This is a genomic window from Sphingobium sp. CCH11-B1 (assembly GCF_001556865.1).
Classification (GTDB): Bacteria; Pseudomonadota; Alphaproteobacteria; order Sphingomonadales; family Sphingomonadaceae; genus Sphingobium.
Window position 1 is genome coordinate 1 of record NZ_LSJY01000032.1, and the last position, 14,106, is coordinate 14,106.

The following is a 14,106-nucleotide window of genomic DNA, read 5'->3' on the forward strand; positions in this document are numbered from 1 at the left end:
ATCGGCGCAGAGCGACAGCCTACCTCTGACTGCCGCCAATCTTTGCAACAGAGCCCCGAACACGGCCCCAAACAAACGAGCGATCTTTCTGCCGAGCAGGATTGGGACTTCGTTGCCAAGGATCTGGAAGCCTTTGCTGATGTTTTGGACACGTAACGCTGGCATATCAAGAGAAGCATCCCCGTGTGCCGCATAATGTGCTCCCGTTGGGACGGCTGGCGGTAAGCTTCGATCACGCCGGCCAGGGGCTTGGGGAGAACGTGCTGTCGGATGCGCTGAGGCGGATCGCATCGCCGTCCCGGATTATCGGCTTCGGCGCGGTGATGGTCCACGCGAAGGACAACGCTGCACGTCGTTTCTATTTGCGCTGCGCCGAACTCATCGATTATCCGCAGGACAGCCGCACCCTGTTTCTGTCTATCGAAACGGTGGTCGCGACTTTCGGCCAGGAAGCGGTTGGAAGCCCGTCTCGCAGCCACCGACGTGGCACGAAAGGATGGTGCTTGTTGAACAAAGGCCTTGTGGCAATTTCGGGCTGCTCAAGCGGCGGGAAATCGACTCTTCTGGCTGAGTTGAGCGCGCGCGGCCGTACAATCGTCGAGGAACGTGGCCGTCGCATCATAGCCGAAGAACTGGCCTCCGGTGGCAGCGCGTTACCTTGGGCCGATCCGGCGGCTTTCCTGCGCCGCGCCACCGAGATGGCGATGGCAGATCACATCGCGGCCGAAGATCATGAGGGGTGGATATTCTTTGATCGTGGCATGGTGCCCTGCAGATGGGCCAGGAAAGCGCGCACCGCCGGATTGGTGCGACGGCTCTCCGGCCAGACGGCCGTGATATTGTGCCGCTCGACAGCGAATTCCGACAGAACCGGCACCAGCTCGCCGCGCGCCACGTAAGGCGCCGCGACGAAGTCCGCGCTGATGCCGACACCACCACCGGCGGCCAGCGCCGCCATCAGCGCCTCGCTGGCGTCCATGACGATACCCGACGACGGCACGATCTCGACCTCGCGATCCCCGACGCGGAAAGGCCAGCGCAACACCTGGCCGCTGCTTTGGTAGCGCAGGTTCACCGTATCGTGGCCAACCAGTTCGTCCGGATGGGACGGCCTGCCCCGGGATGCCAGATAGGAGGGCGATGCAAAGCAGCAAAAGCGATGCGGCGCGAGCCGGCGCGCCAGGAGCCGCGTGTCCGCGAGATCGCCGATCCGTACCGCGATATCGATCCCGGCCTCGACGAGGTCGACGAACTGGTCGTTCAGGCGAAGCTCGACCATCACCTGGGGGTGGCGCTCCCGGAATGCGGGCAGCTTCGGAGCAAGCACATGGATGCCGATCGGCAGCGAGGCGGCGATCCTCAGCGTGCCAGCCGGCTCCGAGCGCGCCGTGATCGCCATCTGCTCGATCTCCTCCGCGTCGCGAAGAAGCAGGAGCGCCCGTTCATGCAAATCCCGGCCCTCGGGCGTCAGAGCCAACGAACGGGTGGTGCGCGTGATAAGCGGCACCCCAAGCGTCTGCTCGAGACGCTGGACGCTCTTGCTGACCGCCGATGGCGAAATCGACAGCGACCGGGCGGCGGCCGTGAAGCTGCCCAGCGACCCGACACGGGCGAAGGCGATCAACCCCGTGAGGCGCTCAAATGCTATTTGTTCCTTCATGGAAATACTAAAACGATTTCTACCAATATTATCAATCTTAATGCGCGTCGCCACATCTCCTTCAGTTTAGAAGTTTCCGAAGGAGGCAATGATGAGCGAGACAATGAAGGCGGTTCGCCTGCACGCGTTCGGCGGCCCGGACGTGCTCCGCTACGAGGATGCGCCCCGCCCCACCTTGGCGGCTGGTGAGGTACTGGTCCGCGTCCACGCGGTCGGCCTCAATCCGCCGGACTGGTATCTCCGTGACGGCTACCGCTCGCTTCCCCCCGAGTGGCAACCGCATCCCGCCTTTCCGCTGATCCTCGGATCGGACGTGTCCGGCGTCGTCGCCGCGCTCGACGATGGCGTGGAGGGATTTAGCGTCGGCGACGAGGTCTACGCGATGGTCCGTTTCCCGCAAAACGTCATGGAAGGCAGCAAGGCCTATGCCGAATATGTCAGCGTGCCGGCATCGGACCTCGCGCGCAAACCGGGCATCGACCATGTTCACGCGGCGGCTGCGCCCATGTCGCTGCTGACGGCCTGGCAGTTCCTGATCGATCTGGGTCATGACGAACCCAACCCGTTCCAGTCATTTACCCATGCACACGCGCAGCTCGAAGGCCGAACGGTCCTTGTCAACGGCGCCGGCGGCGGTGTCGGGCACCTCGCCGTGCAACTGGCGAAGTGGAAGGGCGCGCGCGTCATCGCGGTCGCGTCGGGCAGGAACGAGGCGCTGATGCGCGAGCTCGGCGCCGATCAGTTCATCGATTACACCAGGACGGCGGCCGACGAGATCGTGCGCGACGTGGACGTCGTGCTCGACGCCGTGGGCGGACCGGATACCGGCCGCTTCTTCCGCACCCTGAAGCGTGGCGGTTCTCTATACCCGGTCTATCCGCTGGGCTTCACCGGACATGCCGAAGCCGAGACGCTGGGCATTACCGTCTCGACGACACAGGTCCGTTCGAGTGGCGCGCAACTGGCCGAGGCGGCCCGCCTGCTTGACGACGGCACCATCCGCATCGTCGTCGACAGCATCTTCCCGCTCGCCGACGCCGCCCGTGCCCACGAACGCGCCGCCCGTGGCAATATCCAGGGCAAGATCGTCCTCTCCGTCGCCTGACCAAACCACGGATAGTCTGGCCCTTGGCAACGCTGATGGCTGGAGAACATCAGGATGTTGGCGATCGCCGGTCTTTCCTTCGTCGCTCAGGGCTTGAGAAGAACCTTGCCTGCTTTGCCCGCTGTCAGCGATGCGCGAACGGCGTCAGCGACCTGATCCAGCCCGAATACCGCCCCTGCCGGCAGTTTCAGCTCGCCACTGGCGACGAGGCGGATAAGTTCTCCAAGCAGCCGGCGCTTGGCTTCGGCGGGCATGGCGGCACTCACCTTGGAGCCCCAGAAGCCCTTCACGACGGCCTGTTTGAAAATAAGATTGCCAGAGGAAATCTGCATCGGCTCTCCGGCCATGGTGCCGAAGGACACCAGCAGCCCATCCTCACCCAGAAGCGACAGGAGTTCAGCGCTGGCCTGTCCGCCGATCGAATCCACAGCCGCGCGTATCGGCGCATCGCCGGTGATCGCACGCACCCGATCCTGCCAACCATCGGTCGCAGTCGAGACGGCATTGGCGATGCCGAGAGCCGCCAGCTCTTCCACGCCGGCATCGCGGCGCACGAGATTGACGATATGCACACCGCGCGCGGCCGCCAGCATTGCCAGCGTTTTGCCGACCGCGCCATTGGCGGTGTTCTGGATCACCCAGTCGCCACTTGCCACTTCGAGGAAGTCCAGAAGAGTGATCGCGCTGAACGGCATGGCGATAAGCTGCGCCGCCGCCTCATCGGAGATCGAATCCGGGACAGGGACCAACCCGGCAGCGGGCGCGAGGAAATATTCAGCCCATGAGCCATGAACCGAGGCGACCGAGACGCGCTGACCGATGGTGATGCCGGTCACGCCTTCACCGAGCGCATCGACCGTACCGACGGCTTCCGAACCGCCAATAGCGGGCAGTTCAGGCTTGTAGCCGTAGCTGCCGCGCACGGTCCAAAGATCGTGATTGTGGATCGGCGAAAGGATCGTCTTGATCCGCACCTGGCCCGGGCCGGGTTCGGGAACCGGGCTTTCTTCCAAAGCGAGAACGTCGGCCGGTTCGCCGAATGTGGTGTGAATGGCGCTACGCATGACGCCTCCTTAAACCGTGATGACGTGCAGGCGCACGTCGATGTTGTTGCGTGTGGCGTTGGAATAGGGGCAGGCCCGATGCGTCGCCTCGACCAGTTCCTGCGCGGCGGCCTCATCGAGACCCGCGATTTCCACATGAATGTCGATGTCCAGCTTGAAGCCGCCCTCAGGCGTCTGCCCGATTCCGACCTCCGCGGACGTTTTGCTACCCATCAGCGCCAGCTTTTTCTGCTGGGCGACATGGTTGAGCGCACTGTCGAAACAAGCTGCATACCCCATCGCGAACAGCTGCTCCGGGTTGGCGCCCGGCTTGCCGGAGTTCGGCATGGCGAGATCGAGGCCGAGGCTGCCGTCGTCGAGCGCCGTGTGGCCTGAACGGCCACCGGTCGCCGTTGCGCGGGTCTTGTAGAAAATTTTCATTCTTCGGTTCCTTTCACGGATGGTTGGATTGCGGCGTGCAGACCAGAATCTGCTCGGTGGCGATCATCGCCCGTTGCATCGGCGCACGAGAACGGGTGAGTTTGGCGAGCAGCGCAGCGCCAAGCCACATCTGGTAGAGAACCTGCGCCAGCGCGGACGGCTCCGCCCCCGGTGGAAGCGATCCGTCCTCGCGCGCCTCGGCGATCATGGAGGCGATGCGTTGCAGCAATCGTGCGACGCCATCGCTCAGAACGGCCCGCATGGCCTCCGACAGGTCCGCGACTTCGGCGGACAGTTTGACGGCGAGGCAATCCTCGGCCCAGCCGTCTCCGGCTTGATCACCTTCCCCGGGATCATCGAGCCACGCTCGCCAATAGCGCATCAACCGCTCGCGACCGCTTATGGCTTCCGCGGATAACAGCGAGTCCAGTTTCTTGCCGTAACCGTCCACGTAATCACGAAGAAGTGCGCAGCCGAACGCCTCCTTGGACGGGAAATAATGATAGAAAGACCCCTTCGGCACGCCGGAAACCTTCAAGATTTCCTGAAGGCCGAGCGCGGAGAAGCCCTTGCTCAACACAAGGCTGTAGCCCGTGTCGAGGATGTTTTGCCGGGTCGCTTCTGCTTTGGGTGTCAAATTCATGATCAGCATATATAACGAATAATAGACCAGTCGTCTATATGGCTATGGCGTCACCACCTACGCGGGCTCATCGGCATAGCCAATGGGAGGCATATATGAGCAACGTCGGGCGGCTCGCCGACAATATCGGCAACTTCAGCGCTGGCCGGCGCGGAGCGCCCCTGCGTGGCGCAGCGATGCTTCAAGGCATCGTGGTCTGCGGGATATGCGGACACCGCATGGGTCTTCACTCACTCTGCCCATAAGAAGACCCCCGTCTATCACTGCATCGATAGCGAGCAGAGCGGGCACTGCCAGAATGTGCGCGCAAACCAGGTTGATGCAGAGGTCGAGCGGCTGTTGATCGAAGCTCTGCAACCCGATCGCATCGACCTTGCGCTTGCGGCTCATGAACAGATGAACGGCGAAAACCGGCTGCTGGAACGTCAATGGGCGCTGAATCGGGAGAAGGCGCATTACGAAGCGGAGCGTGCACGCCGACAATATGATGCCGTGGAGTCGGAAAAGCGGCTCGTCGCACGTTCGCTGGAAACGTTGTGGGAAGAGAAAATACGCGAAGCCGACGCGTCTAACAGGATTACGCGCGGTGGCATGTCGAGCAGGTTAACGCCCTGGCCGCCGCCGCGCGAACGCGTATCCTGACCATTGCCGACCCTGTTGCCCGCGTTCTCGAAGCGGGCTGGCATCGACGAACGCAAAGAGATGATGCGGCTCGTGATCGACAGCGTGACGGTCGACAAGAGCCGTGCGCAAGGCCGTATCTGGTTCGCGATCCTGTGGCAGACCGGCGCGCGAACAGAGCATGTGATCATCCGCAATACCGCCAACTATGACGATCTGGCTCACTTCGCACGCATCGAGGAGATGGTGCGAACGCTCAATGCTGTGGGATCACTCGACCGTCAGATCGCGGACGCCCTGACAGCCGAGGGCATCATGAGAAGATCGGCGCTCTGATCTATGCCAACCTCTTCGACAACGAGGGCGAAGACACCTTCTCGCTGATCTGGTCCCGCCCCAACGGCAGGCGCGCCGACTAAGACCCCACGCAAGACCCCGCCACAAGGTCGGGGCCTTGGTCCGTCATGCCTTCACTGTCCGGAGCCGCAGCGAATTGCCGATGACGCTGACGGACGACAGCGCCATCGCGGCAGCAGCGATGATCGGCGACAGCAGCAGCCCAAACGTGGGATAGAGCGCACCGGCCGCAATCGGTACGCCTGCCGCATTGTAGATGAACGCGAAGGCGAGGTTCTGGCGGATGTTGGCCATCGTCGCCTGCGACAGGCGTCGCGCGCGGACAATGCCGGTGAGATCGCCCTTGAGCAGCGTCACGCCCGCACTTTCGATCGCAACGTCGGTCCCCGATCCCATGGCGATACCAACATCGGCGGCGGCAAGCGCCGGCGCGTCATTTACGCCGTCACCCGCCATCGCCACCACCTTGCCCTGCGCCTTCAGGCGCTCGACGACCGCGGCTTTCTGGTCCGGCAGCACATCGGCCTCGACCTCATCGATGCCGAGCTTTCTCGCAACGGCTTCGGCTGTGGTGCGATTGTCACCGGTCAGCATGACGATGCGGATGCCTTCCGCATGCAGGGCCTTCAGTGCCTCAGGCGTGGTCGCCTTGATCGTGTCGGCGATGGCGAAGATGCCGCCGATGGCTTTATCGATGCCGATATAGATGGCGGTTGCGCCGTCGCGGCGTAGCTCATCGGCCTGTGCCGCGAGCGGCGCTGTATCAACCCCATGTTCGGCGAGGAAGGTGGTGCTGCCGAGCACCACATGCCGGCCCTCGACACGACCGATCGCCCCCTTGCCGGTCGGCGAGTCGAAGTCGGCGACATCGGGGATGGTCGCCCGCGCAAGCGGATGCTCGGACGCCTTCTCCACGCCGGCTGCAAGCCGCAGGATGGTCTCCTCGACAAATCGCGGGGCCACGACGATCCGGGTCACCGCCGGCTTTCCTTGCGTAAGCGTCCCGGTTTTGTCGACCACCAGAGTATCGATCTTCTCCATCCGCTCGAGCGCCTCCGCGTTCTTGATCAGAACGCCGGCGGCCGCCCCCTTGCCGATACCCACCATGATCGACATCGGCGTCGCGAGCCCGAGCGCGCAGGGGCAGGCAATGATCAGCACGGAAACGGCCGCGATCAGGCCATGCGCCAGCCGCGGCTCCGGCCCCCATACACCCCAGGCCGCGAAGGCGAGCAGCGCGACGGCGATGACGACCGGCACGAACCAGCCCGACACCTGATCAGCCATGCGCTGGATCGGCGCGCGCGAGCGCTGGGCATCCGCGACCATCTGGACGATGCGGGCGAGCATGGTGTCGCGCCCGACTTTTTCAGCCCGGATGACGAGCGCGCCGGTCTGGTTCAGCGTACCTCCTACGACCGCTTCGCCGACTACACGCGTCACCGGCATGGATTCGCCGGTCACCATCGATTCATCGATCGATGAGCGACCCTGCTCGACCACGCCGTCAACCGGCACGGTTTCACCGGGCCGGACCCTGAGCCGATCACCGATGACGACGGCTTCGACAGGAATATCCTCTTCAGCATCGTTCCGCCCGATCCGCCGGGCGGTTTTCGGCGCGAGATTGAGAAGCGCGCGGATTGCGCCGGAGGTCTGCTCCCGGGCGCGCAGTTCCATGACCTGACCGAGCAGCACCAGCACGGTGATCACGGCCGCGGCCTCATAGTAGACCGCGACCGTGCCATCGGCGCCTCGGAAAGCCTGCGGGTAGAGCTGCGGCGCGAATGTCGCGACGATGCTGTAGCCCCAGGCGACCCCGGTGCCCATCGCGATCAGCGTGAACATGTTGAGGCTGCGGTTGACGATCGACGCCCAGCCACGTTCGAAGAACGGCCATCCGGCCCACAGGACCACCGGCGTCGCCAGCGCGAACTGGATCCAGATCGAGATGCGCATCGGCACCAAATGGTGCAGCGCCGGGATCAGGTGACCGCCCATCTCCAGCAGGAACACGGGCAAGGCGAGCACGAGGCCGATCCAGAAGCGTCGGGTCATATCGGCGAGTTCGGGGCTTGATCCGGCATCCGCCGCCGCGATCAGCGGCTCCAGCGCCATGCCGCAGATCGGGCAACTACCCGGCGCATCCCGGCGGATTTCCGGATGCATCGGGCATGTCCAGATCGTCCCTTCCGTTGCGGTTGCCGTTACTGCCGCAACGTGGTGATGCTCATGGGTATCAGGTCCATGCGTGTGGCTATGGTGGGAATGATCGCCATGGGCGGCAGCACCCTCATGGTGATGTGCAGCATGCGCTGCCAGTGCCGCATAATGCACGGGGTCGGCGTCGAACTTCGCCTTGCAGCCGGCCGAGCAGAAGACGTAGCGCTCGCCTTCATACTCAGCATTGTGAGCGGTCCTGGCGGGATCGACCACCATGCCACAGACCGGATCATGGTCGACGTGACCGGACGGCGTTTCGCCGTCCGGCTCATGATGGTGATGATGGCCGTGCGCCCCAGTCACCTCGGCGGCGCGTTCGCTCTTCTGATCGTCGTCGGCCATTCATCACCTTTCACACGCCGCGCGTGCCTTCCGGTCTTTGTTCACTCCTCGATCAGATGGAACTCTTCGAGCAGCTTGGCGATCTCTGTGCCTTCGAGCTTCTTCATCAGCAGCTTGCGCAGGAAGGCCGGTCCGGGAAGATCGATGCCCTTGCCGTCCCGCAGCGGACCGATCGCAGCAAGAAGTGTACGAATATCATAGGTCGAGTTGAAGACCTCCGGCACGCCGCGCTCGACATTCATCAGCGTGTAGACGGCCTCCATCGGGGTTCTCACCGAATATTCCGTGGTGAAGATGCAGTCCCGCTGCTTCGATTCCGCGAACTGGCCGATGAAGGCGAAGTTGACCGCGCCCTCCGGCACCACGTCCGGCCGGTCACCCGCCTGGCGCGGCATGAAGAAGGCGGTAATATAGGGCATCATCGTGGGAACGGTGCGGGCGCCGGATGCCGCGAGTTCGGGAATGTCCTCGACCGGCACGCCGAGGTGATAGAGCCATTCCTGGGTGATCTCCTCACCGGTGCATTCCTGCATCGGCTTCTTCACGAAGTCGCCGGGGCAATCGACAAAGAGCGCGTAGAACCAGGCGATCATCTGATCTTTGGGCTGCTTCTTGAAATGCGGCTGGCGATGAACCGTCCAGCTCAGCAGCCACGCCGAGTCCTTCACCGTGACGATACCGGCGGAGACGATCTTGCCGGTAAAGGGGTTCCGCTTGGTGATCTTCTCGACATAGGCCGGAATGCGGGCGTCGAGGGCGGTGATGGAGGCGGAGGCCCATTTCGTCTCCGGGATATGGGCGCCGAACACGTCGGGGCGGCCGAAGGCCGGATCCTTCGCGGCGATGCGGCGCCACAGGTCCCAGGCCGGCGCCGGTCCTTCATTGAGCTTCGCCGGCGTCCTGTGGTCGCCATTGTCGGAATTCTCGGTCAGCGAGCCGATCGTGATGAAGACGAGATCGTCTGGCCCGAGATCGACGCCGCCTTCGACGCCGCGCTCTTTCCAGTGAATGCGGGTCGCTTGCTTGCGGCCGGGCTGGATGTCGAAATCGACATCGGTGACCTCGACGCCGTAGCGGAACGTGACGCCGTGATCGGTCAGCCACTTCACCAGCGGCAGGACCATCGATTCATACTGGTTATAGCGGTTGAACTTGAGCGAGGAGAAGTCGGCGAGACTGCCGATATGATGGATGAAGCGGTGCAGGTAGAGCTTCATCTCCAGCGCGGAATGCCATTCCTCGAAGGCGAACATGGTGCGCCAGTAGAGCCAGAAATTGCTTTTGAGGAAGTCTTCGCCGAAGACCTCGTTGATACGCTTGTTCTCCATCTCCTCGCGCGTCGCGAGGAAGACCGAGAGCAGGTCCTTCTGGGCCTTGTCGTTTAGCGTCAACAGCGCTTTGTCGGGCACGTCCTGGCCCTGGTTCTGCGTCGTGCGCTGGAGCGAAAAGTTGGGATCGTCCTTGTTGAGCCGGTAGAACTCGTCGAGCACGCTGGCGTCCTCGATCTCCAGCGAGGGGATCGAGCGATAAAGGTCCCACAGGCACTCGAAATGTTCTTCCATTTCGCGGCCGCCGCGAATGACGAAGCCCTTTTCGGGCACGTCCAGACCATCGAGCGCGCCACCAGGGATTTCCAGCTCTTCAAGGATGGTGATGCGGTCGCCGGAAACGCCGCCGTCGCGGATCAGGAAGGCCGCGCCGGCAAGCCCCGCCAGCCCCGAACCGACAAACCAGGCCGTCTTCTTGTCGGCGCCCTCGGGCTTGCGGGGACGCACGAAGGCTTCATAGTTTCCGCTGCTATAGTGCATGGCGAACTCCTGTTCTTCTTGTTGGGATCAGTCTGCGGAGGGCTTGTAGCTGTAGAAGCCTTCGCCCGAGGCGATGCCGAGCCTGCCCTTGTCGATGTAGTTTTCCTTCAGCCAGGCGGCGAGCGACTGAGCATGCTCGTCGCCATGCGAGAGGATGTTGTAGGGGGTGTTCAATCCGATGATGTCGTAGATCTGGAACGGCCCCATCGGCGCGCCGGTGGCGATCCGCCAGACCTTGTCGACATCTTCCGGCTCGGCATAGCCGCCGGCCGCCAGATCGGCGGCCGCGTTCAGGAGCGGCACCAAAAGCGAATTGAGGACGTAACCCGCTTTCTCCTTGCGCACCGGGATCGGCACCATGCCGATGGCGGAGGCGAAGGCGATCAGGGCATCGAACACGGCCGGATCGGTGTCGTCCGTGCCCATCACCTCGGCGGTGTTGAACTTCCAGATGCTGTTGGCGAAGTGCAGCGCCAGGAAACGGTCCGGGCGGCCGGTGAAGGCTTTGAGGTCGCTCGGCAGCAAAGTCGAGCTATTGGTGGCGAAGATCGTTCTGTCAGGCGCGAGCGCCGCCAGCTTCTCGTAGAGCGCCTGCTTGATCTCGAGCACTTCCGGAACCGCTTCGATGACCAGATCGGCATTCGCAACCGCAGCCTCAAGATCGGCGGTGAGCGTGATGCGTCTCGAAGCTTCGGCTGCCTTGCCGTCAGCCGCACCCGTCACCTCTTTCACGTAGGTTTCTACAAGCGTTTCGAACCGATGCCTCGCCTGGTCGAGTGCTTCGTCGCTGATCTCATAAGCGGTAACGTCAAAGCCACTATAGGCGGCCTGGAAGGCGATCTGGCTGCCGAGGACACCGGTGCCTAGCACCGTCACTTTCAGGATGTCGCTCATTCATTCTCTTCCTTGCGTCGGGTTTCATAGAGAAACGGCGCAGCGACTTCGGCGGGCACGCGAACCAGCTTGCCGGTAGCTTTCTCGATGAGCACCCATTGCGACAGGGCCGCGACGAGCGTCTGACCGTTACTGTCTTTGAACTCGACGCACCGGGCGTATCTCGCTCCGCGCGGCTTCCCTTCGACCCAGGTTATGGCAAAGGTCTCTTCGCCCGCCCGGATATTGCCGCGGTAATCGACCTCGTGCCTGAGCACCATAGCAACATAGGTGTCGGCATCCCTCGGACGCGCGGCTGTCAGCCAGTGCGCCACCGACACATCCTGAATCCAGGTCACCCAGACCGCATTGTTGACATCGCCGAGTTCATCGATGTCTTCTTCGGTTGCCTGGAAACGGATATGGAAGCGCCGACGTTCGTCCACTTTTCCAGCCAAGGGCACGCCTGAAGCATCGCAGCCGATCCTGCGGCGTCCTTCGCCAGGAAGGCTCATGACCGGGTGGATGGCGCATCGAGGCCTGCCATCGCGCGAAAGAAGCCGACAAGCATTTGCTCTCGGGGAATAGCGCCTTCGACATCGCCCTGGACCGCCAGTCCCATCCACAGTGCATAGAGGCCGATCCCGGTCTGCAGCTGCGGCAAGGCAGGCCGAAGCGCAAAGCGCCGCGTCAGATCCGCCACAAGTTCTCCGAACAAATGGTGGCAGGCGGCCTTTCCTTCGCGATGCCGTTCAGCGAACGCGGGGTCCCGCCGCGCATGAAGCTGCAATTCGATCGAAAGCAGCGACCAATGCTGTTCGTCAGCCAGCTTAGCCAGCCGCGCCGCAAGCACTTGCAGAGTCGCCTCGATATCATCGCCGGAGCAGTGGGCGACCAGATCGCGCAGAAGCACGACCTCGTCCTGGATATGAGCCTGCAGAATCTCGACCAGCAGATCGTCCTTGCTTGCAAAATTCGAATAGAAGGCCCCCTGCGAATGACCCGCTGCACTACAGATGTTGCGGATCGACATGGCCGCCACCCCTTCTTCCACAATGGACGAATGTGCTGCGGCGAGCAGCTTATCCCGCGTCTGGCGCTGCGTTTCCTTTCGCGTGAGGCGCATGAGCGATCGACCTCCAATTCAGCACGGCATGGAAACCTTTTACCCATGTCGGCGTTCACCGTAAAACCAGATATCACCTGATATCTCGAATGCAACGAAAATCCGGTTCGAAGGATCGCCCTTGGCTGAGACCTATATCCCCTACTCCACCAGCGTCGAAGTGCTCGGCGAAGACGAGGAGCGGCTCACCGCCGAAATCCTCGAAATCATGGCGAGCACCAACCGCAAGGCGTTCGAGCGCCATCGGCATGCGGTGCGCGACGCCCATGCCAAGAGCCACGGGTTCCTGAAGGGCGAACTCGTCGTCCCGGAACTGCCGGAGCATCTGCGCCAGGGGCTTTTCGCTCGCCCGGCCACCTATTCCGTGGTGATCCGCCTCTCATCAGCGCCCGGAGATATCCACTCGGACACCATCCCCGCCCCACGCGGCATGGCGATCAAGGTCATCGGCGTGGAGGGAGAGCGGCTTCTGCCCGACGACCAGGGCCGCAATCAGGATTTCCTGCTGGTCAACATACCGGTCTTGAGCTTCGGCACGATCGGCAAATATCGCCAGCTCATTGGCCTTCTGGAGAAGAATGCGCAGAACCCCGCCTTCCTCCAACGCGCCATGGCCGGGGTGGCGCGTGGCGTGGAAGCCGCGGTCGAAGCGGTCGGCGTCGAGCCCGGCGCGACGCTGCGCGGGCTCGCGCGCGACAACGACCATCTGCTCGGCGAGACCTATCACTCGATGGCGGCGATCCGCTTTGGCGATCACATCGCCAAGATCAGCGCCGCGCCGCTTTCCGACAATGTCCGCGCGCTCACTGGCAAGGACGTCGGCACAGTGGAGGATTCCACGATGCGCGATCTGGTTGTCGAGCATTTCCGCGACCAGGGTGCTGAGTATCAACTGCGCGCCCAACTTTGCGCTGATCTCGACAAGATGCCTGTCGAGGACGCGGCGGTGCTCTGGCCCGAAGAGCTGTCGCCACACCAGCCGATCGCCACGCTGCGCATCCCGCCGCAGGACGCCTATTCGCCGGCGCGGCGGGTCTATGGCGATGACGTGCTGTCGTTCAATCCCTGGCACGGTATCCGCGAGCACCAGCCGCTCGGATCGATCATGCGGGTGCGCATCGCCGCCTATGAGCGATCCACCCGCTACCGCCATGAGATGAACGCGCAGCCGCGTGTCGAGCCGACAAACATCGACGCCATCCCGGACTGACGCACCGATCGACACACGCAATCACGAAAGGAGGCCAGTCATGGCCGAGACCGAAGAAAACCCGCAGATCGACGAAACCCGCCTTCAGGCCATCCGGCGGCGGATCGAGGAAGTGGCCGGCGACGCGCCGCAGCTCGCCAAGCTCGCGCTCGAGCAGATGGTGACGAAGCACAATCCCGACCTCAAGGGCACGGCCGGCTCGGCCGGTCGCGTCGGCGCGCAGTCCGGCAATGTCTCCGAGCTCACCGCCATCGCCAACCTCAAGCCGGGCGGCGCGGACCGGCTGAAACGCATCTTCGGACTCGTGAACGGCAATTTCGACGGGGCGCAGAAGGTCGGCACCCTGCACAACATGCGGTTCGTCTTCTTCGACAACGACACCCGCATCCTGTTCGCCACCGCCTATGACGGCGACTGGGACACCTATATCAACGACTTCGCCACCAAGATCCCTGACCTGATGGATTTGCTCTTCGCCTCGGTCGAAGGCTGGCCGGGCATCGCGAGCCCGAAGGTCAAGGATTTCATCGCCGAACATCAGATCACCGCCGCCGGATGGTTCGTCGCCAACCCGCAGGTCACGGTCGTCGACGTGCGTCGGCTTCAGCGGATGGAACATGCCGTCAACGAATTCCTGGACAAGGTGGGCTGAGC

General features: G+C 63.0%; 14 protein-coding genes and 1 pseudogene. 6 read left to right on the forward strand and 9 right to left on the reverse strand.

The window, feature by feature from the left end; all coding sequences use genetic code 11:
- Nucleotides 1-323: 323 nt before the first annotated feature.
- A pseudogene (locus AX724_RS24330) lies at nt 324-707 on the forward strand (AAA family ATPase); the annotation flags it as partial.
- A 23-nt stretch (nt 708-730) separates the two neighbouring features.
- On the opposite strand, the gene AX724_RS04460 reads toward AX724_RS24330, so the two are convergent.
- Nucleotides 731-1,714, reverse strand: coding sequence for a LysR family transcriptional regulator (locus tag AX724_RS04460; protein WP_125989423.1), 984 nt, complete (start codon nt 1,712-1,714; stop codon nt 731-733).
- A 37-nt stretch (nt 1,715-1,751) separates the two neighbouring features.
- Between AX724_RS04460 and AX724_RS04465 the strand changes: the two genes are divergently transcribed.
- On the forward strand, nt 1,752-2,765 hold the full coding sequence (locus tag AX724_RS04465) for an NADP-dependent oxidoreductase (protein ID WP_082733398.1): 1,014 nt from the start codon (nt 1,752-1,754) through the stop codon (nt 2,763-2,765).
- 86 nt (nt 2,766-2,851) lie between these two features.
- On the opposite strand, the gene AX724_RS04470 is transcribed toward AX724_RS04465, so the two are convergent.
- The 3 genes from AX724_RS04470 to AX724_RS04480 are packed head-to-tail and all read right to left on the reverse strand — an operon-like array spanning nt 2,852 to nt 4,892.
- Nucleotides 2,852-3,829 (reverse strand): zinc-binding dehydrogenase, encoded by a 978-nt coding sequence (locus AX724_RS04470; protein ID WP_004207037.1) that lies wholly within the window; start codon nt 3,827-3,829, stop codon nt 2,852-2,854.
- Nucleotides 3,830-3,838: 9 nt separating this feature from the next.
- A complete protein-coding gene (locus AX724_RS04475) occupies nt 3,839-4,249 on the reverse strand; it encodes an organic hydroperoxide resistance protein (RefSeq protein WP_025290610.1) in 411 nt (136 codons plus the stop codon).
- Between the two features lie 13 nt (nt 4,250-4,262).
- Nucleotides 4,263-4,892: a TetR/AcrR family transcriptional regulator gene (locus tag AX724_RS04480; protein ID WP_025290609.1), complete on the reverse strand. Its 630-nt coding sequence runs from the start codon at nt 4,890-4,892 to the stop codon at nt 4,263-4,265.
- 165 nt (nt 4,893-5,057) lie between these two features.
- On the opposite strand from AX724_RS04480, the gene AX724_RS04485 reads away from it, so the two are divergent.
- Complete coding sequence (locus AX724_RS04485; protein ID WP_037479890.1) at nt 5,058-5,534, forward strand: hypothetical protein; 477 nt, start codon at nt 5,058-5,060, stop codon at nt 5,532-5,534.
- 3 nt (nt 5,535-5,537) lie between these two features.
- Nucleotides 5,538-5,849 carry a hypothetical protein gene (locus tag AX724_RS04490; RefSeq protein ID WP_099232143.1) on the forward strand — a complete coding sequence of 104 codons (312 nt, stop codon included), beginning with the start codon at nt 5,538-5,540 and terminating at the stop codon, nt 5,847-5,849.
- A 126-nt stretch (nt 5,850-5,975) separates the two neighbouring features.
- Here the strand turns inward: AX724_RS04490 and AX724_RS04495 are convergent, their stop codons facing one another.
- Genes AX724_RS04495 through AX724_RS04515 form a run of 5 tightly spaced genes read right to left on the reverse strand, consistent with a single transcriptional unit; the run spans nt 5,976 to nt 12,242 of the window.
- The gene (locus AX724_RS04495) at nt 5,976-8,435 is read right to left on the reverse strand and encodes a heavy metal translocating P-type ATPase (RefSeq protein WP_066764015.1); all 2,460 of its coding nucleotides are present in this window, start codon (nt 8,433-8,435) and stop codon (nt 5,976-5,978) included.
- 41 nt (nt 8,436-8,476) lie between these two features.
- Nucleotides 8,477-10,243, reverse strand: coding sequence for an oleate hydratase (locus AX724_RS04500; protein ID WP_066764016.1), 1,767 nt, complete (start codon nt 10,241-10,243; stop codon nt 8,477-8,479).
- 27 nt (nt 10,244-10,270) lie between these two features.
- The gene (locus AX724_RS04505; protein ID WP_066764017.1) at nt 10,271-11,137 is read right to left on the reverse strand and encodes a 3-hydroxyacyl-CoA dehydrogenase; all 867 of its coding nucleotides are present in this window, start codon (nt 11,135-11,137) and stop codon (nt 10,271-10,273) included.
- A complete protein-coding gene (locus AX724_RS04510) occupies nt 11,134-11,631 on the reverse strand; it encodes an acyl-CoA thioesterase (protein ID WP_082733395.1) in 498 nt (165 codons plus the stop codon). The genes AX724_RS04505 and AX724_RS04510 overlap by 4 nt, the downstream gene beginning before the upstream one ends.
- The gene (locus AX724_RS04515; protein ID WP_066764020.1) at nt 11,628-12,242 is read right to left on the reverse strand and encodes a TetR/AcrR family transcriptional regulator; all 615 of its coding nucleotides are present in this window, start codon (nt 12,240-12,242) and stop codon (nt 11,628-11,630) included. Before AX724_RS04515 ends, AX724_RS04510 begins: the two co-directional genes overlap by 4 nt.
- Before the next feature lie 121 nt (nt 12,243-12,363).
- Here AX724_RS04515 and AX724_RS04520 point away from each other — a divergent pair, with 121 nt between their 5' ends.
- Entirely contained in the window at nt 12,364-13,452 is a 1,089-nt protein-coding gene (locus AX724_RS04520; RefSeq protein ID WP_066764021.1) for a catalase family protein, read from the forward strand.
- 40 nt (nt 13,453-13,492) lie between these two features.
- Nucleotides 13,493-14,104: a hypothetical protein gene (locus tag AX724_RS04525; protein ID WP_004207013.1), complete on the forward strand. Its 612-nt coding sequence runs from the start codon at nt 13,493-13,495 to the stop codon at nt 14,102-14,104.
- The last annotated feature ends 2 nt before the right edge of the window (nt 14,105-14,106 follow it).